This is a genomic window from Mycobacterium sp. E2733 (genome assembly GCF_001667585.1).
In the GTDB taxonomy this organism is placed as follows: domain Bacteria; phylum Actinomycetota; class Actinomycetes; order Mycobacteriales; family Mycobacteriaceae; genus Mycobacterium.
In genome coordinates this window covers 1-24,200 of record NZ_LZJZ01000121.1, presented here as the reverse complement: position 1 = coordinate 24,200, position 24,200 = coordinate 1, and the positions used below count along the sequence as shown (strand labels likewise).

The window sequence follows — 24,200 nt, the reverse complement described above, 5'->3', positions numbered from 1 at the left end:
GCCTGCATTCACACCATAGCGGGTCGTACTGCACGTTCTTGCGGCGTGTCTACCGTCCGCGGCCGGGGGCGCCCGGCGCGCGGTTCGCGAATCCGACACTTCGCGTTAGCCTGCCTATGCGATGAGCGCAACCGTCCCCGACGTCCCCCGACGCAGCCCCGGCGATCTCCCGCCCTCGGCTGACCCCGTGCTGACGTTGACGGGCGAGCGCACCATCCCGGATCTGGACGTCGAAAACTACTGGTTCCGCCGCCATCAGGTGGTTTACCAGCGACTGGCCGGACGCTGCGCGGGCCGCGAGGTGCTCGAGGCGGGCTGCGGCGAGGGGTACGGCGCCGACCTGATCGCGGGAGTCGCCCGCCGGGTGGTGGCCGTGGATTACGACGAGGCGGCGGTGGCGCACGTGCGCACGCGCTACCCCCGGGTGGAGGTGATGCGGGCGAACCTGGCGGAGCTGCCGCTGCCCGACGCCTCGGTGGATATTGTGGTCAACTTCCAAGTCATCGAGCACCTGTGGGATCAAGCACAATTCGTGGCCGAGTGCGCGCGGGTGCTGCGGCGCGGCGGGTTGCTGATGGTGTCCACGCCCAACCGGATCACCTTCTCCCCCGGCCGCGACACCCCGATCAACCCGTTCCACACCCGTGAACTCAACGCCGACGAGCTGACCGCGTTGCTGGTCGACGCGGGCTTTCGCGAGGTATCCATCAGCGGGTTGTTCCACGGTCCGCGGCTGAGGGAGATGGACGCCCGCCACGGCGGCTCCATCATCGACGCGCAGATCGAACGTGCGGTGGCCGACTCGCCGTGGCCGCCGGAGCTGGAGGCGGACGTCGCCGCGGTGACCTGTGACGACTTCGAGATGGTGGAAAGCAGCCGCCGGGACATCGACGACAGCCTGGATCTGATCGCAATCGCGGTAGCGCCGTGAGCGATTCGCACGACCGGGTGCCCGGCATGTTCACCCTGGTCCTGCACACCCACCTGCCGTGGCTGGCCCATCACGGGCGGTGGCCGGTCGGCGAGGAGTGGCTCTACCAATCCTGGGCGGCGGCCTATCTGCCGCTGATGCGGGTGCTGACCGCGCAGGCCGACGAGGACCGCCAGGGGTTGGTCACCCTCGGCGTCACTCCGGTGGTCAACGCGCAGCTCGACGACCCGTACTGCCTCGATGGCATGCATCACTGGCTGGCCAACTGGCGGCTGCGGGCGGCCGAGGCCGCCAGCGTGCGGTCCGCTCCCCGGTCGAAGTCCGCCGGCTTCCAGTCCTGCACGCCGGAAGCCTTGCGCGAGTTGGGTATTCGCGAATGCGCCGAGGCGGATCGGGCGCTGGACGAATTCGCCACCCACTGGCGGCACGGCGGTAGCCCGCTGTTACGCGGCCTCATCGACGCCGGCACGGTCGAGTTGCTCGGCGGTCCGCTGGCCCACCCGTTCCAGCCGCTGCTCGCACCCCGGCTACGTGAGTTCGCCCTGCGCGAGGGGCTCGCCGACCCCGAGCAGCGGATGACCCATCGGCCGAGCGGAATCTGGGCGCCCGAATGCGCCTACGCGCCCGGCTTGGAACACGACTACGCCGCCGCCGGTGTCACCCACTTCATGGTCGATGGCCCGTCCCTGCACGGCGACACCGCGCTGGGTCGGCCCGTCGGCGACACCGACGTGGTCGCGTTCGGGCGCGACCTGCAGGTCAGCTATCGGGTGTGGTCGCCCAAGTCGGGCTACCCGGGGCACGCCGCCTACCGCGACTTCCACACCTACGACCACCTCACCGGCCTCAAGCCGGCGCGGGTGACCGGCCGCAACGTGCCGTCGGAGGCCAAGGCGCCCTACGATCCCGACCGCGCCGGCCAGGCGGTCGACAGCCATGTCGCCGACTTCGTCGAGGTGGTCCGCAACCGGCTGACCAGCGAATCCCAGCGGATCGGGCGGCCCGCTCACGTGGTCGCCGCCTTCGACACCGAACTGTTCGGCCACTGGTGGTACGAGGGCCCGACATGGTTGCAGCGGGTGCTGCGGGCGCTGCCCGCCGCCGGTGTGCGGGTGGGGACGTTGAACGACGCCATCGCGGGCGGATTCGTCGGGGGCGCAGTGGAATTGCCGCCGAGTTCGTGGGGTTCGGGCAAGGACTGGCAGGTGTGGGCCGGTGACAAGGTGGCCGATCTCGTCCAGCTCAACAACGAAGTGGTCGACATGGCGCTCAGCGCGGTCGACAAGGCGCTGTCGCAGCGGGCGTCGCTGGACGGGCCGCTCCCTCGCGACCATGTCGCCGACCAGATCCTGCGCGAGACCCTGCTCACCGTCTCCAGCGACTGGCCGTTCATGGTGAGCAAGGACTCGGCCGCCGACTACGCGCGATACCGCGCCCACCTGCATGCGCACGCCACCCGCGAGATCGCCGGTGCGCTGGCGTCCGGCCGGCGCGACGCCGCGCAACGGCTGGCCGACGGATGGAACCGCGCCGACGGGCTTTTCGGCGCACTGGACGCGCGCAGGCTGCCGCGATGAGTGGGGCGGCCGCGTGAAGGTCCTGATGGTGTCGTGGGAGTACCCGCCGGTGGTGATCGGCGGGCTCGGCCGGCACGTGCATCACCTCTCGACCGCGCTGGCGGCCGCCGGTCACGAGGTCGTCGTGCTGTCCCGGCACCCCACCGGCACCGACCCCAGCACGCACCCGTCGTCCGACGAGGTGGTCGACGGTGTCCGGGTGATCGCGGCGGCACAAGACCCGCACGAATTCTCTTTCGGCGACGACATGATGGCATGGACGCTGGCGATGGGCCATTCCATGATCCGCGTCGGGCTGTCCCTGAAGAAGCGGGGTACCAACCGCGTGTGGCGTCCGGACGTCGTGCACGCGCACGACTGGCTGGTGGCCCATCCCGCGGTCACGCTCGCCCAGTTCTACGACGTGCCAATGGTTTCCACCATCCACGCCACCGAGGCCGGACGGCATTCCGGCTGGGTCTCCGGTGCGATCAGTCGTCAGGTGCACGCCCTGGAGTCGTGGTTGGTCCGCGAATCCGATTCGCTGATCACTTGTTCGGCGTCGATGAGTGACGAGATCACCGAATTATTCGGTCCCGGGCTGGCCGGAATCACGGTCATCCGCAACGGTATCGACGCCGCCCGCTGGCCGTTCGCCGAGCGGCGACCGCGCATCGGCCCCGCCGAGCTGCTCTACCTCGGGCGGCTGGAGTACGAGAAGGGCGTGCACGACGTCATCGCCGCCCTCCCGCGGATCAGGCGCACCCACCCCGGGACCACGCTGACCATCGCCGGGGAGGGCACCCAGCAGGAGTGGCTCGTCGAGCAGGCCCGAAAGCATCGGGTGCTCAAGGCCATCCGGTTCGTCGGACACCTCGACCACGCCGAGCTGCTCCCGGTGCTGCACCGGGCCGACGCCGCCGTCCTGCCCAGCCACTACGAGCCGTTCGGGATCGTCGCACTGGAGGCCGCCGCGGCGGGCACTCCACTCGTCACGTCGAACATCGGCGGCCTGGGCGAGGCGGTGATCAACGGCCGGACCGGGGTGTCGTGCGCGCCCCGCGACGTCGCCGGGCTGGCCTCGGCCGTGCGGATCGTGCTCGACGATCCGGACGCCGCCCAGCGACGCGCCCGCGCCGCGCGCGAGCGGCTCACCTCGGCCTTCGACTGGGCGACCGTGGCCGGCGAGACGGCGCAGGTGTATCTGGCGGCCAAGCGGGGCGAGCGCCAGCCTCACGCGCGAATGCCCATCATCGAGCACGCCCTGCCGGACCGCTAACCTGCAGTATGGGCTTGGAATATTCGAGCGTGGTCGACGCGCCGATCGCCGAGGTCTTTGCCTGGCACGCCCGACCGGGCGCCTTCGCCCGGCTCTCGCCGCCGTGGCAGCCGATGAGGCTGGTCACCGAGGCCGCTTCGCTGAAGGACGGTCGGGCGACGCTGGCGCTTCCGGGCGGCCTGCGCTGGGTCGCCGTTCACCAGCCTGACGGCTACGACCCCCCACGGCGCTTCGTCGACGAGATCGGTGGTGACGGTCTGCCCGCGCTGCCGGCACGAATGGCGGTGCGCTGGCGGCACACCCACGACTTCGAAGACGTCGGCGACGGCCGCACCAGGGTCATCGACCGGGTCGACACGCCGGTACCAGGGTCGTTGCTGCGCCCCATGTTCACCTACCGGCACCGTCAGCTGGCTGACGATCTGGCCGCGCACCGGCTGGCCGCGGAGAATGGGCTGGCGCCGGTGACCGTCGCGATCACCGGTGCGTCGGGGTTGGTGGGTTCGGCGTTGACGGCGTTTCTGAGCACCGGCGGACACCGCGTCATCCGGTTGGTGCGTGGCACGCCGCGAGGTGACGATGAGCGAGGGTGGAACCCCGACGACCCGGACCCTGGGCTGTTCGAGGGGGTGGACGCCGTCATCCATCTGGCGGGCGCCTCGATCGCCGGCCGGTTCACCGAGAAGCATCGAGAGGCCATCCGCGACAGCCGGATTGGCCCGACTCGTCGGCTGGCTGAAGCGCTGGGCCGCGCCGCGCAGCGGCCGGCCGTATTCATCTCGGCTTCGGCGATCGGATACTACGGATCCGACCGCGGCGACGAGGTCCTGACCGAGGACAGCGACCGCGGAGACGGTTTCCTCGCCGATGTCGTGGCGGACTGGGAGGCGGCGACCGCGCCCGCGGGCCAGGCCGGGTTACGGGTGGTGCAGGTGCGCACCGGCATCGTGCAGTCCCCACGCGGCGGCACGTTGAAGCTGATGCGTCCGTTGTTCAGCGCCGGCCTGGGCGGCCGGCTCGGCGACGGGCGGCAATGGCTGTCGTGGATCGGGATCGACGACCTGGTCGACATCTATCACCGCGCACTATGGGACGAGGCGTTGTCGGGGCCGCTGAATGCCGTTGCTCCCCAGCCGGTCCGCAACAGCGAGTACACGGCCACCCTGGCCCGCGTCGTACACCGGCCCGCGGTGTTGCCGGTGCCGTCGCTGGGGCCTCGGCTGCTGCTCGGCGCGCAAGGCGCACGCGAGCTCGCGTGCGCCAGCCAGCGAGTGGCTCCGCAAAAGCTGAGCGCGGTAGGGCACCGGTTCCGCCAGCCGGACCTCGATCAGGCGCTGCGCCACCTCCTCGGGCGAGCCCGCTGAACTAAGCATCGCGGCATTCGGGACCGATGAGTCCCCATTTAACTAAGTTAAAGGTTCAATCCCTTAATGAACATAGGTGCGCTGGCACGGCGTACCCGTCGGACCACCGCGATCGTGATCGGCATCGTCGCGCTGGCCCCGATTGCGTTTGGCCAACCCCACGCCCGCGCCGAATCCGTGGAAGCGGACAGCACGACCGACGTCGCGTGCGCAAGCGAGGCGCGGGCGGTTCCGACGACATGGTATTTCCCGAGCACGGCGCCGCTGGGCCTGGTTTGGCTTCAGCACGGCGTCGCCACACCTGCTGTGCAACTTCTTCCAGCTCGGCACGAAGGCGATCGAACGGCATCTGTCGGACCGAACATTTCATGGGGTGAAGATCACGACCGGCGCACATGGCGACGCGCTCGGCCCATCATCACCCGCTTACGAAAACCTGGTGTGCGGTCGTCCGAAGCCGGCGAACGTCGCGGCGGTATGGGGTCTGACGCGAGGGTGGATCGCCGACATGTTCAGGGGAACACTCACACCCGATTTCTACCCGGGCGGAAGCTACTACACCGAACTCTTGACGGACGGCACCATCAGCACGCTGCCGTGACGAGTCACGGCACCGGCCGAACCGTAAGCGGCCCAACGGAGGCGTCACGGGTGATCGCGTCGATGAACGACCGCGAATCCAGGACCGGGCTCTGGGCGCCGGACTCGTTGAGGAAGCCGTCGATGACGTCGGCCAAGAGTTCGGCGGAACTTCATCGCGGCGACCAGTCCAGCAGCGTTCGTGCGCGTCGCGTGTCGACCAGCGGCACGGAGAACATCATGTCCAGCCAGCCGCGGTCGATGGGTTGTAGCCTCGTGCGCCACGACGCATCGGCCAGCAACCCAAGCACGGGCGCGGGAACGTGAACGGGCCACGCACGCAACGCTCGTGCGATGTCCTCGCGATGCACCGGCGGTTCGGCGGCGAGGTTGAACGGGCCCGGCGCGCATCGTTCGACGGCCCGCACGCACGCGTCCGCGACGTCGCCCGCATGCACCATCGGAATTCTCAGGCCGGCGCCCCTTAGTTCGCGTCTCTGCCGTGACGGCTCCGCCGATAAGCCCGGGCGCGCAAATCGGCGAGCCACCGCGGGTGCAGGCTCAGACCGGGTGGTGTGTTGATGACCGGATCGAACGACACGTCCCCCGCCCGTTCAGGATCGATGACGCCGGTCAGCGTGACCCGGCCCAGCGGCGTGAATCTGCTTGTGCCACAGGCCTGATCGAGCGAAACCTCGATTTTGTCCTGCTGGAGCCGCTTCCGGACGCTGTCCAACGACAGGCCGATGCCGTCGATCTCGCTAACGATCCGGGCCCTGAGCCACCAGTTGTCTCCCTGATAGTGCAGCGGCATCAGGGTGGTCAGCGTCTGACCGCTCCACGAGATGGCCGGCCGCAGTGCCAGCGCCCGGGAGAGCACCCCTGAGCCCGAGGAGACCACCAGGATGTCCCATGGCCCCGGCGCCTGCGGCGGCGTTAACCGGAAGGCCAGGCCGATGAAGTCCGGCAGGGCGCCCGGCGTGCCGCTGGCCTTGGACACCCGCGCGACGATCTCGGACGACGAAATGGGCAGCCCCTGGCCGGCCGGCGCGAGACGTTCGAGGAAGCCTTCCGCCAACACCCCGACGGGATGGAACAACCGTTTACCCCGGATGGCGGAGCCCCATTGGAAGGGCACCGCGACAAGATCAGAAACATTCACCGGCGGCGAGTTCCCGTTTCCCGGCGAAGGAAACGCGGCGAGCGCCGCGCGGGCCGGTGCCTCTGGGCGAGCCTCACCAGCGCGCCGGAGCGGTCACGCGGCCACCCGTCGTCCGATCATGCGCGCTTCACCGGGCGGTTGTTGCTGCTGATTCTGCGAGCGGCCGTCGATGTAGACCTGCTGCATGACCGCCTCCCAGGACTCCATCTCGGGTACCGATCCCCATACCCCCTCGAACAACCCAACGATCACCGCCCCGTTGTCGTCAGTCAGCGCATAAACCGGGCCGCCGAAGTCGCGGTGGTCCACCGCCACGTCGGCGATGATGAAACGGCCATTGCTGACGGAGCTGATCGACCCGCAGCGTTGGCCGACCGCTCGGCGGAACTGGCACACCGGCAGGCCAGGCTGCGCGCGCAGGCCGGGCGATGACCTCAGTTGCCGGCCGGTCGGCAGTACGTCCGAGGCCGTCACGGCGGCGCCAAGCGCAATGACTTCGTATTCGACGGGCAGCATCGCGGCGTTGGCCGCTGTGTCTTCGCCGCCCTGGCGGCGCGCGAGCACCACCGTTCCCACCGGGTTTCCGTCATGGTCGGTAACCGCCGATGCCCCGCTCTCGCACTGGCCGCTGGTCACCGCGATACGCAACCGGGGTTCCACTAGACCCACCATGCAGACCGTGCCGCCTTGCCGAATTTCCATACCGGGAAACGCCGTGACGGCGGGGTTGGCGCTCGCCGGGGTCGGGACTCCGGCGACCAGCACCGCAACCGCGAATGCGATCGCCAGACGACCGCACCGGCAGCTGACCGCTTCCATTGGGCCACACCACCCCTCACGTGAGTCCGAGCAGTTTCGCCGGACACGCTGATGAGCCCGTGTACCCGCCGGCCGTGCCCTCAAACCGGCGAAAAGCCAGCTCGGAAGTCCCCCGATCAAGGTCGGGGACCGCTTACGTCGCCCTGGAATCGTTGCATCGCGTGGATCATCGCGCCGAGCACCCGATGCGCGGCCATCAAGTCCGCATCGGGCAGCTCCTCGAGGGCGACACGAGTGAGGGCACCCAGCGGACTGAAGAACGACCGGGCGGTGGCCAGGCCGGATTCGCCATGACGCAGGACAACCTTACGACGATCGTCGGGGTGCGAATCACGACGGACGTGTCCCGAATCGATCAACCGGTCCACCAGGTAGGTGATGGCCGAACCCGACAGTCCCATCCGCTGGCTGAGGTCGCCCGACGTCATCGGGCGCCCCGCGATTTCTGCCACCATGACATACATCAATGCACGGAAGTCATTCGGCCGCAATCGATGTGACATCGCGAACTGCCGCCCGATCTGGTCGGATTCCGTTGAGATCTCCCGCAGATCGGCCGAGATCAGCGACTCCAGAGCATCTCGGCTCCAGCGCTGCACGTCAGCTTCCATAACAATCTGAGCATATCCCTGAACCGCCGCACAGTTCAGTTCGTTAATGGTTAATTGAGTGAATGAAACTTCGGTGACGACCGTGCCGGGAGCGCGGGCGGTCAGAGGCGACGCAGCCCTGAGACCCGCTCCCGACTGGCGGACCGAAGGGAACTTCAGTAAATTAATGTTTCAGTTTCTGAAGGTGATGGTGTTAAGGTCTTCCAAGGTGGAGAAGGGCCGATCGGAGCGGGGTTCAGGGCGCCGGCGAGGCCGGTTTATAGCTCCGATCAGCGGTCATGACCGCAGGTTTTTTGCCCCGTTCTAACCTGGGAATGCCAAGCCGTCCAGGAGGGAGGCCGTGGCCAAGATGGGCGCTTTGTCGTTATCACCCGCCACTCAGTCACCGGCAATCGCGTCGGAATGGCCAGCCACTGAGCACTTCAATGAATGGCGCTCGCACGTGCGGCACGACGTTCTCGCCTGCCTCGCCGACTTCATCGCACCCCAACGCTCCCAGTTGAACGACACGCGCATCGATGCCGCCGACGACGTCCTGATGACGTTCGCCTCCGGCGGCAAGTGTTTGCGGTCGACCTTCGCGTACCTGGGATGGCTGTGCGGTGCCGCGCCCTCCGAGGCGGCGTTGCGGGCGGCCGCCAGTTTCGAGCTGCTGCACGTATTCGCGCTGCTGCAGGACGATGTCATGGACGGTTCGGCCGAACGGCGGGGGGGCCCGTCGGCGCACCTTCAATTCGCCCAATGGCACCGCGAGCGCGGGTTATCCGGCTCGGCGCAGCGGTTCGGTGAATCGGCCGCCATCCTGCTGGGCGACCTCTGCCTGATCTGGTCCGAACAGATGCTGCGCGAGAGCGGCGTCGAGCCCAGGCGCTTGCAGCAGGCGTGGCCCCGCTACGACACGATGCGCACCGAGCTGGCGATTGGTCAGTTCGGCGATCTGACGAGCGATATCCGGCACATGCCCTCGCTGGAGGCCGTGCTCGACGTGGCGCGGCGCAAGTCGGGCAATTACACGGTGCGCCGCCCGCTGGAAATCGGCGCGGCGATGTCCGATTGCGACGATCGAACAATGACCCGGCTGGGGTGGTACGGCGCCGCCGTGGGGGAAGCGTTCCAGCTTCGCGACGACGTCTTGGGCGTCTTCGGCGCGCCGGCGATCACCGGCAAGCCGTCCGGGGGAGATCTGCTGGAACGCAAGGCGACCAGCGTCGTGGTGACCGCACACGAGCTGGCCGATCCGCCGGCCCGCGCCGAAATGAACGAGTTGATGAACGGCCATGACCTCGACGACGACGCGCTCGACCGGTGGAAGGCGCTGATCGTCGAGACCGGTGCCCTCGCGATGATCGAGGAGATGATCAGCGACCGGGTCGCGTCCGCGCGCGAACACCTTGGCGACACCCCGATCGAGGAGCCCGTCCGTGCCGCGCTCGACGAGATGGCTGCCGCCTGTACGGATCGCGTCGAATGAGTGCCACAAGTTTGGGAGCATGCTGATATGCGGACCATCGAAGGACGCAGCGAGCACGTGGTGGTGATCGGCGCCGGCCTGGCGGGACTGTCCGCCGCGTTGCACCTGGCCGGACGGGGGCGCGCGGTCACGGTGGTCGAGCGCGAGCCATGGCCGGGCGGCCGCGCCGGCCGGCTCGACATCGACGGCTACCGCATCGACACCGGGCCGACGGTGCTCACGATGCCGGACATCATCGATGAGACTTTGGCGGCCGGGGGCCACAGCCGGTCGGGCCGCCTGGAGCTGCTGCCGCTTGATCCGGCCTACCGGGCGGTGTTCGCCGACGGCAGCGGGCTCGACGTGCACACCGATCCGGACCGGATGGCGGCCGCCATCGAAGAGTTCGCTGGCCTCGGGCAGGCAGCGGGCTACCGGAGGTTGCGCGAGTGGCTGACCCGGTTGTACCGGATCGAATTCGACGGGTTCATCGCCGCCAATTTCGATTCCCCGCTGTCGTTGCTCACGCCGCAATTGGCGCGGCTTGCCGCGATCGGCGGCTTCCGCAAATGGGATCGCGTGGTGAGGCGCCACATCAGCGATCCCCGGCTACAGCGGGTCTTCACGTTTCAATCGCTGTACGCCGGCGTGGCGCCACGAAACGCTCTGGCCGTCTACGCGGTCATCGCCTACATGGACACCGTCGCCGGGGTGTTCTTCCCGCGCGGTGGCGTTCGCGCGCTCCCCGACGCCCTGGCCGCGGCGGCGGCCGACGCCGGGGTCCAGTTCCGTTACAACGCCACGGTCACCGGGCTCGACCGCGTCGGGGGACGGGTCAGCGCCGTGCGAACCGATCGCTTGGACCCCATCGCCTGCGACGCAGTGGTGCTGACGACCGAACTGCCGAAGACCTACGAATTGTTAGGCCGCACACCGCGTCGCCCCGTCCGGCTGCGGTCCGCGCCGTCGGCGGTCGTGGCGCACCTGGGCTGTCGCCGCGTCGCGCCGGACACGGCGCATCACACCATCCTGTTCGGTGATTCCTGGGATCAGACGTTCACCGACATCATCCGCGATGGGCGGCTGATGCAAGATCCGTCGCTGCTGGTCACCCGCCCCACGGCCAGCGACCCGACGCTCGCCCCCGACGGGCACGACCTGCTGTACGTCCTGGCCCCGGCGCCGAATCTGGATCGCGGGGACATCGATTGGGGCAACGTCGGCGATCTCTACGTCCACGATCTCATCGGCGACGTGGCGGCGCGGTTGTTGCCCGGATTACCGGACGCCGCAACGGTATTGGACGTCGTCACGCCCGCCGACTGGGCGCGTCAGGGCATGGCCGCGGGCAGCCCCTTCGCGCTCGCCCACACCTTCGGGCAGACCGGTCCGTTCCGGCCGGCCAACATGGTGCGCGGCATCGAGAACGCGGTGCTCGCCGGGTCGTCGACGGTGCCCGGCGTCGGCGTGCCCACCACGCTGATCTCGGGCCGGCTCGCCGCCGACCGCATCACCGGCCCCGACGCCGGCCGACCCAACCGGATGGCAACGCACCACGACATGGGAGCCAGGCTGACATGATCCGCAGCGAGTTGGACGCGGCCGGAATCGACGATCCACGCCTGCGCGCAGGGTACCGGCGTTGCCGCGAACTCAACGCCGCGCACGGCCGCACCTTCTTCTTGGCCACCCGGCTGCTGGCACCCGACCAACGGCCGGCGGTGCACGCCCTCTACGGCTTCGCGCGCTACGCCGACGACATCCTCGACGATCTCGATCCCCAGCTGCGCACCGACATCCGCGCCCAGCGACTCCAGCAATTGGCCGACCAGTTCTTCGCGGGCGGAGACCACCTCGACGATCCCGCGCTCGCTGCGGTCACCCACACCGCGCGCCGGTACCGGATCGCCACCGAATTGTTCGACGACTTCCTGGCGTCGATGCGGATGGATCTCACGGTCACCGACTATCCGGACCGCAAGGCGCTCAACCTCTACATGCGTGGGTCCGCCGAAGTCATTGGCCTGCAGGTCCTTCCGGTGCTGGGGACTGTGGTGCCGGTCGAGGAGGCCGCGCCCTACGCCGCCGCGCTCGGCAGGGCGTTCCAGCTGACCAACTTCCTGCGCGATGTCGACGAAGACCTGCTGCGCGGACGGGTCTACCTGCCGGCCGACGAACTGGCCGCCCACGGAGTGGACCGCGAATTGTTGACGTGGTGTCACGAGCACCGCAGCACCGACCCCCGGGTTCGGGAGGCGCTGGCCGCCCAGCACGAGATCACAAGGGAGACTTACCGCTTCGCAGACGCCGGCATCGCAACGCTGAGCCCCCGCTCGCGACCGTGCGTGGCGACCGCGGCCGCGCTGTACTCGGAAATCCTGGACCGCATCGAGGAAAGCGACTTCGCGGTGTTCAATCACCGGGCCACGGTCGGCAAGGCTCGACGACTCCAGGTGGCCGGCATCGGACTGATACGGTCGTGGCGGGCGCGCAATGGTTCGCCCGGTGTTTCGGATCCCCCGGGGGCCGCATGACCGATCGCTGGCAATATCTACTGGTCCTGGCCGCATGCCTGGCGATCACCGCGCCCCTGGAGATGTTCGGTCCCGGCGTCTACCGGCAATGGCGGCGGCTTGTGAAGGCGGTCTGGCCCGTGGCCGCGGTATTCCTGCTCTGGGACGAGATCGCCATCGCGGCGCACGTGTGGACGTACAACGGCGCCTACATCACCGGCCTGAGCATCCCGTTCCGCGTGCCGATCGAAGAGGTGCTGTTCTTCATCGTCATCCCGATTTGCGCACTTCTGACCTACAACGCGGTCAGCACCCTTCTGGAAAGGGTCAACCGACGATGACGGGAATGGGTTATACCGTTCCGGCCGTGGCGGCGGTATTGACCGTGATTGCACTGGAATTGGCGGTACTGCGCACCGGACTCTTCCGGCGGCCCGCCTACTGGCTGTCGATGCTGATCATTCTCGGCTTCCAGGTCCCGGTCGACGGCTGGCTGACCAAGCTCAGCTCCCCCATCGTCAGCTACGACTCCCGCCAGATCACGGGCCTGCGTTTCCCGTTCGACATCCCGGTCGAGGACTTCTTGTTCGGCTTCGCGCTGGCCACCGCCGTGCTGCTGCTCTGGGAACGCCAACGTGCGCGTCGATGAAGCCGGCCCCACCCCCGACAGATTGTCGGCCGCGTTCGACGCCGGAGCGACGGCCTACGACCGGCTGGTGGGCGCCAGCCCCGGCTACCACGACCAACTGCTTCTCTCCGCCCGCCGCATGCGGATCCGCGACCGCGGCAAGGGCTTACGGCTGCTCGACGTCGGCTGCGGCACCGGCGCCTCGACGGCCGCGCTGCTGGCCGTGGCGCCCGACGCCGACATCGTCGCCATCGACGCGTCGCGGGGCATGCTCGACGCGGCGCGAGCGAAGGACTGGCCGCCGTCGGTGCGGTTCGTGCACACGCCCGTCGAGCAACTGTCCGAGCACGGCATCACCGGACCTTTCGACGGCATCCTGGCCGCCTACCTGATCCGCAACCTCGCCGACCGGGACGGCCAGTTGCGTAAACTCCGGACGCTGCTGCGACCCGGCGCCACCCTGGCGGTGCACGAATACTCGGTGCGCGACTCCGCCGCGGCCACCCGCATCTGGCACGCCGTGTGCTGGGGCATCATCATCCCCGCCGGGTGGTGGCGCACCCGCGACACGTCCCTGTACCGCTACCTGTGGCGCAGCGTGCTGGAGTTCGACGGCGCGGCACGATTCCGGGCCCGCCTCGCCGATGCGGGCTTCACCGCGGTGCACAGCGAAACCATGCCGGGCTGGGAGGCCAACATCGTGCACACCTTCCTGGCTGATGCGCCATGACGGCTCTCGTGCCCGGTCACCCTACAGATCGCCGACGCGAAACGCTTTCCGCGGCAACCGGTTTGCCGGATGTCGGCACCCTCCCCTCGCGGCCACGAGTGGTCGTGGTGGGCGGTGGCATCGCGGGCCTGACCGCCGCCACCGGACTGGCCGAACGCGGCGTCGCCGTCGAGGTGATCGAGCGCGAACACTACCTCGGCGGCCGGGTGGGTGGCTGGACGGAGCGCGACGCCGGGGCCGACCTCGCGATGAATCGCGGCTTCCACGCGTTCTTCCGGCAGTATTACAACCTGCGGGCCCTGCTCGGGCGCATCGAACCGCACCTGCGAATGCTCACACCCGTCGCCGACTATCCGCTCATCGACGGGGCGGGCCGGCGCGACACCTTCCGGGGGCTGCCGCGGACCCCGCCATGGAATGCGGTGGCCTTCGCCGCTCGCAGCCCGACCTTCCGGCTTCGCGACTTCCTTCAGATCGATGCTCGCGCGGCCGCTCCATTGGCCGCGGTGTCCGTGCCGGAAATCTATGACCGCCTCGATCACTTCGACGCCGCGACGTTCCTGAAGAGCATCCGATTCCCGGAGGCGGCAAGGCATCTGGCGTTCGAGGTGTTCTCCCGGAGCTTCTTCGCCGACCCCTCGAAGCTTTCCGCCGCCGAGTTGGCGACCATGTTCCACATCTACTTCCTCGGGTCGTCCGAGGGCCTCATCTTCGACGTCCCCACGTCGAACTACGACAGCGCCCTCTGGAAGCCGCTGCGGCATTACCTCGAGGCACGTGACGTGCGGTTCCGGCTCGGCACCGGCGCCTCGCACATCGACACGGGGCCGACGGGGCGGTTCCGGGTGCAGACCGATGCGGGCGACCACGTGGAGGCGGATGCCGTGGTGCTGGCCACCGACGTGGCGGGTCTGCAGCGCGTCGTCGCGGCCTCGACCGGCCTGGCCACCGATGGGTGGCGCGCACAGATCGCGCGGCTGTGCACCGCACCGCCATTCGCCGTCTATCGGTTGTGGCTCGATCGGCCCGTTGATTCCCGGCGGCCGGCGTTCCTGGGCACGGCCGGCCACGAACCACTGGACAACATCAGCGTGTTGGAGCGCTACGAACTTCAAGCCGCGGAGTGGTCACGCACTCACCATGGGTCCGTCGTCGAATTGCACTCCTACGCCCTCGACGCCCCGCCGTCGCGCGCCGCCATGCTGCGCCAGTTGCACAAGATCTATCCGGAAACCGCGGCGGCGCAAATCGTTTGCGAACGGCTGCTGGAACGCAACGATTGCCCGCTGTTTTCGCCAGGATCCTATGCGCACCGCCCCGCGGTGGTCACGCCGCAGCCCGGTCTGCTGTTGGCCGGCGACGCCGTCCGCATCGACTTGCCCGTGGCACTCATGGAGCGCGCCGCCACGACGGGATGGTGCGCCGCGAACCATTTGCTGGGAAGATGGGGACTGGCCGGCCACCCGTTGGTCACCGTACCCACCCGCGGCCGGTCACCCCTGTTGCGATGGCTCGCCACCCGCGAAGGACCCGCCGAACGATGAATATTCGTGAACAGCTGCAACACCTGTGGCCGGCCGCTCGTCCCAAAGACTGGCCCCTGCAGGTAATTCCGCGTACACCGTGGGCCGAGCAACGCCCGACCTACCGGGACGCACAACCCGCCATCATCGACGGCGCCCTGGAACGCGCCCAGCAGAAACCGACCGGGAACTGGTTCGCGTTCGCCGGCAGCGCCGACGTGCGTTCCGGGCGCCCGTTCGGCGCGCGGGTCGCCGGAGTCGACGTCGTCGCCTGGCGCGACGAGGAGCAGCGGCTTTGTGTCGGCCCCCGCAGTTGCCCACACCTGGGGGCCGATCTGGCCACCGGCACCGTGCACCGCGGCACATTGATCTGCCGATGGCATGGGCTGGCCCTGGACGGCCGCACGGGTGAATTCGGGTGGAGCCCACTGCCCAGCCACGACGACGGCATCCTGGTCTGGGTGCGGCTCGACAGCGTGGGCGGGGAGGCCCCGTTGGAGGAGCCGGTGATCCCGCCCCGACCGGCCGGCGACACCCTGGCCGCCGTCGCCGGCATGGTGGGCGTGTGCGAGCCCGCCGACGTCATCGCCAATCGGCTTGACCCCTGGCACGGCGCGTGGTTCCACCCGTACTCGTTCACGCGTCTCGAAGTGCTCACCACGCCAACCGAACACATCGATCGCTTCCTGGTGGCGGTGACCTTCCGGATGGGCCGCCTGGGCGTCCCTGTCGTCGCCGAATTCAGCTGCCCCGAGGCGCGCACCATCGTGATGCGCATCGTGGACGGCGAGGGAACCGGCAGCACCGTCGAAACCCACGCCACGCCAATCGGTTCCGGCCCTGACGGGCACCCACGCACCGCCGTGCTGGAAGCCACCATCGCGCATTCGGATCGGCCCGGGTTCAAGCGGGCGTCTCGGGCGGCACCGCTGATCACACCGCTCATGCGCTTCGCGGCCGGCAGACTCTGGCGCGACGATCTCGCCTACGCCGAGCGCCGCTACCAGGTGCGTGCCGGTCTCGGCTGACGGCTTGGCCATGCGAAGAAGGTATGTCGCCGTGGTCGGGCTGACGGTCGGCGTGCACCTTGCCTACCTGGCCTACGTACCGGCCGGCGGCTTCCTCGCGCTGCGCTGGCCGCGGACAATCGCGCTGCACCGGGCGGCCGTCGCCTGGGGCGCCGCCGTCATCGCGCTCAAGCTGCCGTGCCCGTTGACGTCACTGGAATCATGGGCGCGTCGCCGCGCCGACATGGACCCATTACCCTCAACGGGGTTCGTCGACCGTTATGTCGCAGGGCTTTTCGTTCCGTCCGGCCGCGTCGGGGTCGCACAGACGTTCGCGTTCGTGTTGGCCGCCGTCTCCTGGGGCCTGTTCGCGAGACGCGTCAGCCGCTGAGGCCTGTCTGTGGCGGTGCGCCGGCCCAGGAAGGATCCGTCAATGGCGGCACCGCGTCGGGTTGACGCCGACGGGACTTGCGTTGCCACAGGGCCCAGGTGACCGCCGAAAGCACAACGGCCACCACTATCAACGTCGGCCAAAGGGCCAACTGCGCAAACCACAGGTCTCGCTGCAACCGCATAGCTTTGCGCCGGCCGCGCCAAACACGTTGCGGTACCTCTTTCACAGTCATCGCAGACCACATACCCCAGAACCGGGGGATTAAACGACCGGGCACGAGACCGATCTCGGGGTTGTGGCGTGTTTGACCCACCGCGCGAGGGGCTAGTCACCAGCATGAGCACCGAGTCGCACGTTCCCTCCGAGCCGTCATCTCGACCGTTCACCCGACTGGCGGCCGCGTGGTGGGCGCTTGTCGTCGGCCTGGTGATCTTGATCGTCCTGCTTATCTTCGTCGCGCAGAACACCGAATCCATTACCGTCCACTTCCTGGGCTTCCACTGGAATTTGCCCGTCGGAGTGGGTTACCTGTTGGCGGCGGTTGCCGGTGCGACCACGACGGTGCTCGTCGGCGCCGCGCGGATCATTCAGCTGCGGAGGGCGACCAAGAAGCATCTCAAGGCGCTTTGATCCCTGGCTGTGCCGGCCCTAAAACCCTTGCCCGGCAAGCGTTCACGACTGAAGGGTCGTACTGACAGCTGGCTTTGTTCGGTAATTTAAATATTCAGTAAATTAAGCTCTGGACGGGCGGGTTCGGGGATTCGACCCCCATTCCCGCGGGAATGCCATAGCGACCGGCCCGAGAGGAAGCCATGGATCACGCAGACACGAGCGACGCCGTCGCGGAGGCGGTCGGCAAAGTCACCGAGGCGCTGGAAACCGTCGAGCGGGCCCGGGGCCACCTGTACTCGTTTCACCAGCTGACCGGGCGGGCCGACCTACAACTCGACGCCGCGGTCGCCAAGTTGCACGAGCTTGGACACGCCGACCTGGCGCAACACATCAGCCGCGAACTGATCGGGCGCAATGTGTTACCGGGGCGGTGGACCTTCCAGGTCGTCGACGATTATGACGACGGCTACTACCGGTGCTTCCGAGAAGTCGAGAGCCTGGTGCGAAGCCGGCTGACCGACGGTCGTCGTCACGCCTACGAGGCGCAGCTCAAGGGACGCCGGCGAACGTCGGGGCACCCTGCCCATACCGCCACCCCCAACGAACACTCGGCCGAAGGAGGCAATTGATGCACTGCGTCGTGTTCGGCGCCACGGGATACCTGGGCACGCGGCTCATCCCCGAGCTGCTCGAGAACGGCCACACCGTACGCGTGCTGGCCCGGAACCCCGCAAAGCTTGACGACGTCGCCTGGCGCGGCCGGGTCGATGTCGTTCAGGGTGACGTCATCGACGCCACCGCCGTGCGCCGGGCGCTGGAAGGTCAGGAAGTCTTGTACTATCTGGTGCATTCGCTGATGCGCCCCGACTTCGTGGACTTCGACGAACGCGCGGCCCGCAATGTGGCCGAGTGCGCGGCCCAGGCGGGCCTGTCGCGCATCGTCTACGTCGGCGGCATCACCCCCGAGGGACAGAAGCTCTCGGATCATCTGGCCTCACGCGCCCAGGTGGGGCGACTGCTGAGAATTTCGGGCGTGCCCGCCGTCGAGTTGCGCGCGGCCGCCATCATCGGGGCGGGCTCGGCCAGCTTCGAGATGCTGCGGTACCTCACCGAGCGGCTGCCGCTGATCGTCGCCCCGCGCTGGTTGCGTACCTGCGTCCAGCCCATCGCGGTGCGCGACGTCGTCTACTACCTGGTCCGCGCGGCGGAACTGCCCGCGGAGATCAACCGGGCGTTCGACGTCGGCGGGCCGGACCGCTTCACCTACACCGAAATGATCCGCAAGTACGCCGTGATCGCGGGCCTGCCCCGGCGGCCCGCGGTGCCGGTGCCGCTGTTGAGCCCTCGGCTTTCGGCACCGTTTGTGGACCTGCTCACGCCCCTTCCCCGCCAACTGGCCGTCTCGCTGATGGAGTCGCTGGAAAACGACGTGGTGTGCGCCGACCACGACATCGCCCGGCACATCCCCGATCCCGAGGGCGGACTCGCGCACTACGAGGAGGCCGTCGAACTCGCCTTGGCGCACGTGCGCGAAAAAGATCTGCGCACCCGATGGTCGCGCGCCGACATGAACGGAGCACCTTCCCAGCCGCTGCCCACCGACCCGCAGTGGGCGGGCGGATCGCTGTATGAGGATGTGCGCCAACGCCGCAGCCACACCGATCCCGAAACGCTATGGCGGGCCATCCAAACCGCCGCCGCCGAGCGCAACTGGTCGGCGTTTCCCTTGGAATGGCCCGTGCGCGGATGGATCAACGGTGCGCTGGGCGCCGTCCGGGCGCTGCGCCGCCCGCTCGACGGGCAGCGGTTGCACGAAGGCGAGGCCCTGGACTGGTGGCGGGTGGAGCGGATCGACACGCCCCGGCTACTCCGGTTGCGCGCCGATATCCCTTTGCCGGGGCGCCTCTGGCTGGAGCTGTCCGCGAGCCCGGACGGCAATGGCGGCTCCCAGTACCGCCAGCGAGCGTTGTTTCAGCCGTACGGCCTTGCGGGGCAGCTTTTTTGGAATGCGTCGGCACCCTATCGCGATGTGGTGTTCGGCGGCATCGCCCGCGACGTCACAGCCACGGCGCGCGGTGGCGTAATGGAGGCGGCGGCTCCGTCGCACTGTTGAAAGGGGAGGCGACATGGGTGACAAGAAATTTCACGAGGGCGACCAGGTTGAGTGGCAGAGCCACGGCAGTACCGTCCGGGGAACGGTCGAAGGCGAAATCACCTCGGATACGAAGGCCGCGGGACGCACGGTGCGCGCCTCCGAAGACGAGCCACAGTACAAGGTCCGCAGTGACAAGACGGGCGCGGACGCGGTACACAAGCCCGGCACGCTGCGCCACGGGGACTGAGAACGCTGATGACCGACGACGAGGAGACCACCTGGGACCGCTTCCAGGAAACGGTCAACATGACGGCGGGCGAGCTGGAGAGGTGGCTTGCGACCGAGCAGTCGCAAAGCGTGGGACAAAAGCGGGGCGGCGACGAGTCGACCGGCCATGCCAGCGGTCGCCGCATTGTCCAGATACTCAGGGCCAAACGGAGCGACCTCGCGGCCGACGACTACGCGCATATGCGCAAGGTGGTCGGCTACGCCAAGCGCCACCTGGCGCAACGCCCCCGCGGTGACATCGACGAGAGCGCTTGGCGCTACTCGCTGATGAACTGGGGCCACGACCCGACGAAGTCCTGAATACGGCGCGTGGACACATTCGGCCCGTGTATTAAGCGACTAATCGACTGTTAATGCGAGACACTTGGCGGGGTACGCGGGCCGCGCGCGGCGGTCGCCGATAGGCTGGGCGGCGAATCTTGCAGAAGGACATAGGTAAGTGACCAAGCGCGGCGCCGCTGATCGGCGACCAGACCGAGCCGAACTCGAGAAGTTGATGTCGGCCGACATGCGCGCACTCACAGCGCAATCGGACCGCATCGGCCGGCACTTCGCCCGTCAGCACGATGTCGGCGGGACCGACTTGCACGCCTTGCTGCACATCATGGTCGCCGAAACCGCCGGAACGCCGCTGACGCCGGCGCAGTTGCGGCAACGCCTGGATGTGTCGCCCGCCGCGATCACCTACCTGGTAGACCGAATGATCGACTCCGGCCACCTGAGGCGCGAGCCCGATCCCGTCGACCGCCGCAAGACGTTGCTCCGCTACGAAGAACCGGGCATGGCGTTGGCCCGGTCGTTCTTCACCCCCCTCGGCGCGGAACTGCGCGCGGCCCTCGCCCACCTGTCGGACCGCGATCTGTCCGCCGCACATCGGGTTTTCCTGGCGATGATGGACGCGATGTCCACCTTCGAATCGCAACTCGCCACGCCGGACCCTAAACCGTCGGCGACCGAAGCCAAACCGGCGCAGGCCAAGGGCCCGCGCCGGGCGGTGAGTAAGACCGGCGATCGCCCGGCCGGGTACACCTAGCGCACCGGCCGCCGGGCCGCCGGGCCGAGCACCCGCTGCTCGATCAGGTCCGCCCCGCGCCGCACGCCTCCGGTCGCGGCGAACCCGGCCGCCACGCGGCGCGCGCCGTCCGCCATCGTCATCGCCGCGCGCACCTTCGCCCTCAGCCGTCCCGCGGTCAGGTCTTTGGCCGCCAGGCGGGTGCCGCAGCGAGCTACCTCGACGCGCCGGGCGACTTCGGCCTGGTCCCGCGCGAACGGCACGACGCAGACGGGTACGCCCCGGTCGAGGGCTTTTAGCGTCGTTCCCATCCCCCCGTGCGTGATGGCGCAGCTGGCCCGCTCCAGCACCGCCGCGTGCGGGACAAAACGGCATATGGTCGCGTTTCGTGGTCGCGGAAGATCGGGTGGTATGCCCGCGGGGAATGTCGCCACCACGTGGATGGGCTGATCGGCCAGCGCTTGCAGCGCGATCCGCCCCAGAGCGGCGTCGGGCTGCCTGATCGAAGACGTGTTCACCAGCACCAGTGGCCGCTTGAGGGCGGTGACCCACCCCGGCGTGGCCGTCTCCGGAGGTTCGAATACGCACGCGCCGATGTGGTGAACCAATCCGGCCCAGCCGGGGTGCGGATACTCGAAAGGCTCGCCGCCGACGGCCAGCAGCAGCGGCGCGCGCCGCACGAAGTCGTCGACCGAGGTGACCGGCGCCACGCCCAGACCGGCGCGAAGGGCGTTGATTCGCGGCAGCATTGGGCGGTCGAACAGATGCCGGACGATGGGTCGCACCGAGGCGTCCCGGATGTCGCCGAGGATGCCGGGCAGCGGTCGGAAACCCGGACCGAAGGGCGGCACCCCGCGCGACCGCAGATATGGCGTGAAGGGAGAGAACACCAGCCATGGGATGCTTCCGGCCTCCGCGGCCGACATCGCCCCCCAGCAGTTCGCGTCCACGATGACCGCATCCGGCCGCACGGCATCGACCGCGCGTCGTAGATCCTGAACTTCGAGCACCGCGCGCCGGCAGAGCACGTCGATGGTTATCTTCAACACTTCCAGGGCGTTTCGAGCCTTCCAATCCTCGCCGACGATCGCCTCGACGTCGGGGGCGACGGGCTCGGCGTGCACGCCGACCGCGCGCATCGTCGCGACGCCGGCCGCCATGGTGCGGGCGTGAACCTCGTGACCACGACCGGCGAGCTCGGCCAGCAGCGCCCCGACCGGCAAGAGATGCCCCAGGGCCGGCGACCCGTAGGCCAGTATCACCGCCATGTCGCACGCATCTACGAGACGGGCGTGAGGTCGACAGCGCGCAACCCCGAAAGGCTTGCGACACCGCAGCCGTGCAGGCAGACTCGAAGTTCGTCGATGAACGGCTGCAGCCAATCGACAACGGCCCCAGCGGAATCGATCGCGGCCGGTAGCAGCGGCCGAGCCACCGCCACGACGTCCGCGCCCAACGCGATCGCCTTGGCCGCGTCCATACCGGTGCGAATACCGCCCGAAGCCACCAGCGGGATCTCGGGCAGCACCTCCCGCACCTCCACGATCGCCGTCGCGGTCGGGATACCCCAATCGGCCAGGTGCGGGTACCGCAGCTCGCCGTAGCGGACGAACTGCTCGACCCGCGACCATGACGTGCCGCCGGCGCCCGCGACGTCTATCCCGGAAACCGGCAAATCTCCTTCGGCCCCAACGAGTTCCGCGGCTGCCGCACCGCCGATCCCGTGGCCGACCTCCTTGAGCAGTACCGGGCAGTCTATCGCGTCGGCCACATCCCGCAGCCTGGCCAACGACCCGGAGAAGTCGGTGTCACCGTCGCTTTGCATCGCTTCCTGCAACGGATTGGTGTGCACCGCAAGCGCATCGGCGCCCACCCGGTCCAGAGCCTTCGCGAGCTCTGGCACGGCGGCTTCGGTCAGCTGGGCCATGCCGATGTTGCCGAACAGCAAGACATCCGGGGCCACATCACGAACGGTGAAGCTGGCCGCCGCCCGCTCACCCAGCGCGCTGTCGAGCATTATCCGCTGCGAGCCGAGCATCATCCCGACGCCAAGCTGTTGAGCCGCCGCGGCCAAATTCCGGTTGATGGTGCCCGACAACTCGGCGCCGCCGGTCATCGCACCGATGAGAATCGGCGACCGCAGGTTGGCACCGAAGAATTTGGTGGACAGGTCGATGTCGCCGAGGCTGGTCTGGGTCAGCGCGTTGTAGGGCAACTGGTAGCTCTCCAGCCCCGTACTGAGATGCTCGTAGTTGACCTGCTCACCGAGGCATACGTCGATGTGTCGCCGCTTGCGGGTAGCCATCGGCCCGCGGTCGGCCGTCACAGCGGGCACCCCGGCACGACCGACCCCCGGCCCCTCACATTCATAATGTTCATAGTGCCCCTTGTTGCGTGCCGTCGGCGCCCTAATGCGTGACGACGCGTAATTTCAGTTGATTAATCTTTAATATACTGAAAGACTTTGGTTCGTGGTGTGGGATGGCTTGGCCGCAGCCCTGACGGGACGGCGCTCGTGGCTGTTCGCGCTGGGCGCCCTGCTGCTGGGCATAGGTTTCATGGCGCTCGTCGGCGCAAATGCGGCGGCGGGCCAGGCGCCGTTGTCCGTGCCGACGGGCTCCGATTCGGCCAGGGTCGACGCCATGACCCACCAGTTCCCCGGCGGGGACCGCGTCCCACTGATCATGGTCGTCAGCCGCACTGACGGCGCAGCGCTCTCCCCCGCCGACATCGCGGCCGCGCAAGCGGCCCGCGACCGTATGCAGGCCGCCATACAACCGGACGGCGCCATGGGAGGGGCGCCGGCGCAGGTGTCGGCCGACGGCAAGGTGGATATCGGGATGGTGCCCGTCAGCGCCGACCTGTCCGGGCTCACCCTGAGCGACGCGGTTGCCGGCCTACGCAAGGCCGCCTCCGCCGGCCTCCCCGCGGAGCTGCGGGCCCACGTCACGGGCGGCCCGGCCTTCGGCGCCGACATCGCCGGTGCGTTCACCAATGCCAACATCACCCTGCTCGCGGTGACGGCTTCGGTGGTGGCGCTGCTGCTGATCGCCACCTATCGTTCCCCGGTGCTGTGGCTGCTGCCGCTGGTGGTGGTCGGGTTCGCCGACCGGGTCGCGGCGGCGGTGGGTACCGCCGTGGCGTCACTGACCGGGCTGAGCTTCGATGGCGCCACCTCCGGGATCACCAGTGTCCTGGTCTTCGGTGCGGGCACCAACTACGCCCTCCTGCTGATTTCGCGCTACCGGCAGGAGCTTCGGCACACAAGCGAACATCGAGACGCCCTGCGCCGCGCGGTACGGATGGCGGGCCCCGCGATCGTCGCCAGCAATGCCACCGTGGTGCTCGCGCTGCTCACCTTGCTCTTCGCCACGACGCCGAGCACGCGCAGCCTGGGCGCGCTGGCGGCGTGCGGACTCGTGGTCGCCGCGGTGTCGGCCCTGGTGATACTGCCACCACTGCTGGGACTGTGCGGCCGTCGCTTGTTCTGGCCCTTCATTCCCCGCCCAGGCGACACCCCCACCGTGGATTCCGGTGCCTGGCATCGCGTCGGGGAATGGGTGAACCGGCGTCCGGCGCTGGTCGCGGCGGTCGCCATAGCCGGCCTCGCGGCCCTTGCCACCGGCCTGCTGGGCACGCGCATCGGT

28 protein-coding genes are annotated in these 24,200 nt (G+C 68.6%); 21 read left to right on the top strand and 7 right to left on the bottom strand.

The window, feature by feature from the left end:
* The first annotated feature begins 121 nt into the window (after positions 1-121).
* The 5 genes from A5678_RS21860 (at position 122) to A5678_RS21840 (ending at position 5,731) form a co-directional block, all read left to right on the top strand.
* Positions 122-931, top strand: coding sequence for a bifunctional 2-polyprenyl-6-hydroxyphenol methylase/3-demethylubiquinol 3-O-methyltransferase UbiG (locus A5678_RS21860; protein ID WP_068046668.1), 810 nt, complete (start codon positions 122-124; stop codon positions 929-931).
* A 26-nt stretch (positions 932-957) separates the two neighbouring features.
* Positions 958-2,508 (top strand): glycoside hydrolase family 57 protein, encoded by a 1,551-nt coding sequence (locus tag A5678_RS21855; RefSeq protein ID WP_156747029.1) that lies wholly within the window; start codon positions 958-960, stop codon positions 2,506-2,508.
* Between the two features lie 13 nt (positions 2,509-2,521).
* Positions 2,522-3,766, top strand: coding sequence for a glycosyltransferase family 4 protein (locus tag A5678_RS21850; RefSeq protein WP_068046707.1), 1,245 nt, complete (start codon positions 2,522-2,524; stop codon positions 3,764-3,766).
* Positions 3,767-3,774: 8 nt separating this feature from the next.
* Positions 3,775-5,130 carry a TIGR01777 family oxidoreductase gene (locus tag A5678_RS21845; RefSeq protein WP_068046664.1) on the top strand — a complete coding sequence of 452 codons (1,356 nt, stop codon included), beginning with the start codon at positions 3,775-3,777 and terminating at the stop codon, positions 5,128-5,130.
* Between the two features lie 373 nt (positions 5,131-5,503).
* Positions 5,504-5,731, top strand: a complete 228-nt coding sequence (locus tag A5678_RS21840) for a hypothetical protein (RefSeq protein ID WP_068046661.1) — start codon at positions 5,504-5,506, stop codon at positions 5,729-5,731.
* Positions 5,732-5,735: 4 nt separating this feature from the next.
* Here A5678_RS21840 and A5678_RS28230 read toward each other — a convergent pair whose 3' ends face one another.
* The 5 genes from A5678_RS28230 to A5678_RS21820 all read right to left on the bottom strand — a co-directional run bounded on the left by A5678_RS28230 (position 5,736) and on the right by A5678_RS21820 (position 8,301).
* A complete protein-coding gene (locus A5678_RS28230) occupies positions 5,736-5,867 on the bottom strand; it encodes a hypothetical protein (RefSeq protein WP_255396933.1) in 132 nt (43 codons plus the stop codon).
* A gap of 15 nt (positions 5,868-5,882) precedes the next feature.
* Positions 5,883-6,167 carry a hypothetical protein gene (locus A5678_RS27665; protein ID WP_231983736.1) on the bottom strand — a complete coding sequence of 95 codons (285 nt, stop codon included), beginning with the start codon at positions 6,165-6,167 and terminating at the stop codon, positions 5,883-5,885.
* 26 nt (positions 6,168-6,193) lie between these two features.
* Complete coding sequence (locus tag A5678_RS21830; protein ID WP_068046656.1) at positions 6,194-6,871, bottom strand: phosphodiesterase; 678 nt, start codon at positions 6,869-6,871, stop codon at positions 6,194-6,196.
* Between the two features lie 93 nt (positions 6,872-6,964).
* Positions 6,965-7,690, bottom strand: coding sequence for a hypothetical protein (locus A5678_RS21825; RefSeq protein WP_068046653.1), 726 nt, complete (start codon positions 7,688-7,690; stop codon positions 6,965-6,967).
* 116 nt (positions 7,691-7,806) lie between these two features.
* On the bottom strand, positions 7,807-8,301 hold the full coding sequence (locus A5678_RS21820; RefSeq protein ID WP_068046650.1) for a MarR family winged helix-turn-helix transcriptional regulator: 495 nt from the start codon (positions 8,299-8,301) through the stop codon (positions 7,807-7,809).
* 349 nt (positions 8,302-8,650) lie between these two features.
* Here A5678_RS21820 and A5678_RS21815 point away from each other — a divergent pair, with 349 nt between their 5' ends.
* The 15 genes from A5678_RS21815 (at position 8,651) to A5678_RS21745 (ending at position 20,574) form a co-directional block, all read left to right on the top strand.
* On the top strand, positions 8,651-9,772 hold the full coding sequence (locus tag A5678_RS21815) for a polyprenyl synthetase family protein (RefSeq protein WP_082945676.1): 1,122 nt from the start codon (positions 8,651-8,653) through the stop codon (positions 9,770-9,772).
* A gap of 27 nt (positions 9,773-9,799) precedes the next feature.
* Entirely contained in the window at positions 9,800-11,332 is a 1,533-nt protein-coding gene (crtI, locus tag A5678_RS21810) for a phytoene desaturase family protein (RefSeq protein ID WP_068046647.1), read from the top strand.
* Positions 11,329-12,285, top strand: a complete 957-nt coding sequence (locus tag A5678_RS21805; RefSeq protein WP_068046644.1) for a phytoene/squalene synthase family protein — start codon at positions 11,329-11,331, stop codon at positions 12,283-12,285. Before crtI ends, A5678_RS21805 begins: the two co-directional genes overlap by 4 nt.
* Entirely contained in the window at positions 12,282-12,605 is a 324-nt protein-coding gene (locus A5678_RS21800) for a lycopene cyclase domain-containing protein (protein ID WP_068046639.1), read from the top strand. The genes A5678_RS21805 and A5678_RS21800 overlap by 4 nt, the downstream gene beginning before the upstream one ends.
* Positions 12,602-12,913 (top strand): lycopene cyclase domain-containing protein, encoded by a 312-nt coding sequence (locus A5678_RS21795; RefSeq protein ID WP_068046636.1) that lies wholly within the window; start codon positions 12,602-12,604, stop codon positions 12,911-12,913. The genes A5678_RS21800 and A5678_RS21795 overlap by 4 nt, the downstream gene beginning before the upstream one ends.
* On the top strand, positions 12,900-13,622 hold the full coding sequence (locus A5678_RS21790; protein WP_068046633.1) for a class I SAM-dependent methyltransferase: 723 nt from the start codon (positions 12,900-12,902) through the stop codon (positions 13,620-13,622). The genes A5678_RS21795 and A5678_RS21790 overlap by 14 nt, the downstream gene beginning before the upstream one ends.
* Positions 13,619-15,166: an NAD(P)/FAD-dependent oxidoreductase gene (locus A5678_RS21785; protein WP_068046630.1), complete on the top strand. Its 1,548-nt coding sequence runs from the start codon at positions 13,619-13,621 to the stop codon at positions 15,164-15,166. Before A5678_RS21790 ends, A5678_RS21785 begins: the two co-directional genes overlap by 4 nt.
* Positions 15,163-16,173, top strand: coding sequence for a DUF5914 domain-containing protein (locus A5678_RS21780; protein ID WP_068046627.1), 1,011 nt, complete (start codon positions 15,163-15,165; stop codon positions 16,171-16,173). Before A5678_RS21785 ends, A5678_RS21780 begins: the two co-directional genes overlap by 4 nt.
* A 10-nt stretch (positions 16,174-16,183) precedes the next feature.
* Entirely contained in the window at positions 16,184-16,543 is a 360-nt protein-coding gene (locus A5678_RS21775) for a DUF2784 domain-containing protein (protein ID WP_068046701.1), read from the top strand.
* A gap of 339 nt (positions 16,544-16,882) precedes the next feature.
* Positions 16,883-17,176, top strand: a complete 294-nt coding sequence (locus A5678_RS21770) for a lipopolysaccharide assembly LapA domain-containing protein (RefSeq protein WP_068046624.1) — start codon at positions 16,883-16,885, stop codon at positions 17,174-17,176.
* A 182-nt stretch (positions 17,177-17,358) separates the two neighbouring features.
* Positions 17,359-17,787, top strand: coding sequence for a hypothetical protein (locus A5678_RS21765; RefSeq protein WP_068046622.1), 429 nt, complete (start codon positions 17,359-17,361; stop codon positions 17,785-17,787).
* Positions 17,787-19,271 (top strand): DUF2867 domain-containing protein, encoded by a 1,485-nt coding sequence (locus tag A5678_RS21760; RefSeq protein ID WP_068046619.1) that lies wholly within the window; start codon positions 17,787-17,789, stop codon positions 19,269-19,271. Before A5678_RS21765 ends, A5678_RS21760 begins: the two co-directional genes overlap by 1 nt.
* Positions 19,272-19,284: 13 nt before the next feature.
* Positions 19,285-19,500 carry a DUF2945 domain-containing protein gene (locus A5678_RS21755; RefSeq protein ID WP_068046616.1) on the top strand — a complete coding sequence of 72 codons (216 nt, stop codon included), beginning with the start codon at positions 19,285-19,287 and terminating at the stop codon, positions 19,498-19,500.
* An 8-nt stretch (positions 19,501-19,508) separates the two neighbouring features.
* Positions 19,509-19,841, top strand: coding sequence for a DUF3140 domain-containing protein (locus A5678_RS21750; RefSeq protein WP_068046613.1), 333 nt, complete (start codon positions 19,509-19,511; stop codon positions 19,839-19,841).
* Between the two features lie 139 nt (positions 19,842-19,980).
* Complete coding sequence (locus tag A5678_RS21745) at positions 19,981-20,574, top strand: MarR family winged helix-turn-helix transcriptional regulator (RefSeq protein ID WP_068046611.1); 594 nt, start codon at positions 19,981-19,983, stop codon at positions 20,572-20,574.
* On the opposite strand, the gene A5678_RS21740 is transcribed toward A5678_RS21745, so the two are convergent.
* Entirely contained in the window at positions 20,571-21,821 is a 1,251-nt protein-coding gene (locus tag A5678_RS21740; RefSeq protein WP_068046608.1) for a glycosyltransferase, read from the bottom strand. The genes A5678_RS21745 and A5678_RS21740 overlap by 4 nt on opposite strands.
* An 11-nt stretch (positions 21,822-21,832) precedes the next feature.
* Positions 21,833-22,858, bottom strand: coding sequence for a type 2 isopentenyl-diphosphate Delta-isomerase (gene fni, locus A5678_RS21735; RefSeq protein WP_156747028.1), 1,026 nt, complete (start codon positions 22,856-22,858; stop codon positions 21,833-21,835).
* A 166-nt stretch (positions 22,859-23,024) separates the two neighbouring features.
* On the opposite strand from fni, the gene A5678_RS21730 reads away from it, so the two are divergent.
* On the top strand, positions 23,025-24,200 hold a 1,176-nt coding region (locus A5678_RS21730), incomplete at its 3' end, for an MMPL family transporter (protein WP_231983735.1).

Bases quoted from the DNA above. Each gene is read 5' to 3' on its own strand.
- A5678_RS21795 (WP_068046636.1), top strand. From the start codon at position 12,602: ATGACGGGAATGGGTTATACCGTTCCGGCCGTGGCGGCGGTATTGACC.
- A5678_RS21800 (WP_068046639.1), top strand. From the start codon at position 12,282: ATGACCGATCGCTGGCAATATCTACTGGTCCTGGCCGCATGCCTGGCG.
- A5678_RS21750 (WP_068046613.1), top strand. From the start codon at position 19,509: ATGACCGACGACGAGGAGACCACCTGGGACCGCTTCCAGGAAACGGTC.
- A5678_RS21760 (WP_068046619.1), top strand. From the start codon at position 17,787: ATGCACTGCGTCGTGTTCGGCGCCACGGGATACCTGGGCACGCGGCTC.
- A5678_RS21755 (WP_068046616.1), top strand. From the start codon at position 19,285: ATGGGTGACAAGAAATTTCACGAGGGCGACCAGGTTGAGTGGCAGAGC.
- crtI (WP_068046647.1), top strand. From the start codon at position 9,800: ATGCGGACCATCGAAGGACGCAGCGAGCACGTGGTGGTGATCGGCGCC.
- A5678_RS21785 (WP_068046630.1), top strand. From the start codon at position 13,619: ATGACGGCTCTCGTGCCCGGTCACCCTACAGATCGCCGACGCGAAACG.
- A5678_RS21775 (WP_068046701.1), top strand. From the start codon at position 16,184: ATGCGAAGAAGGTATGTCGCCGTGGTCGGGCTGACGGTCGGCGTGCAC.
- A5678_RS21740 (WP_068046608.1), bottom strand. From the start codon at position 21,821: ATGGCGGTGATACTGGCCTACGGGTCGCCGGCCCTGGGGCATCTCTTG.
- A5678_RS21845 (WP_068046664.1), top strand. From the start codon at position 3,775: ATGGGCTTGGAATATTCGAGCGTGGTCGACGCGCCGATCGCCGAGGTC.
- A5678_RS21770 (WP_068046624.1), top strand. From the start codon at position 16,883: ATGAGCACCGAGTCGCACGTTCCCTCCGAGCCGTCATCTCGACCGTTC.
- A5678_RS21820 (WP_068046650.1), bottom strand. From the start codon at position 8,301: ATGGAAGCTGACGTGCAGCGCTGGAGCCGAGATGCTCTGGAGTCGCTG.
- A5678_RS21805 (WP_068046644.1), top strand. From the start codon at position 11,329: ATGATCCGCAGCGAGTTGGACGCGGCCGGAATCGACGATCCACGCCTG.
- A5678_RS21765 (WP_068046622.1), top strand. From the start codon at position 17,359: ATGGATCACGCAGACACGAGCGACGCCGTCGCGGAGGCGGTCGGCAAA.
- fni (WP_156747028.1), bottom strand. From the start codon at position 22,858: ATGGCTACCCGCAAGCGGCGACACATCGACGTATGCCTCGGTGAGCAG.
- A5678_RS21815 (WP_082945676.1), top strand. From the start codon at position 8,651: ATGGGCGCTTTGTCGTTATCACCCGCCACTCAGTCACCGGCAATCGCG.
- A5678_RS21780 (WP_068046627.1), top strand. From the start codon at position 15,163: ATGAATATTCGTGAACAGCTGCAACACCTGTGGCCGGCCGCTCGTCCC.
- A5678_RS21860 (WP_068046668.1), top strand. From the start codon at position 122: ATGAGCGCAACCGTCCCCGACGTCCCCCGACGCAGCCCCGGCGATCTC.
- A5678_RS21855 (WP_156747029.1), top strand. From the start codon at position 958: ATGTTCACCCTGGTCCTGCACACCCACCTGCCGTGGCTGGCCCATCAC.
- A5678_RS21825 (WP_068046653.1), bottom strand. From the start codon at position 7,690: ATGGAAGCGGTCAGCTGCCGGTGCGGTCGTCTGGCGATCGCATTCGCG.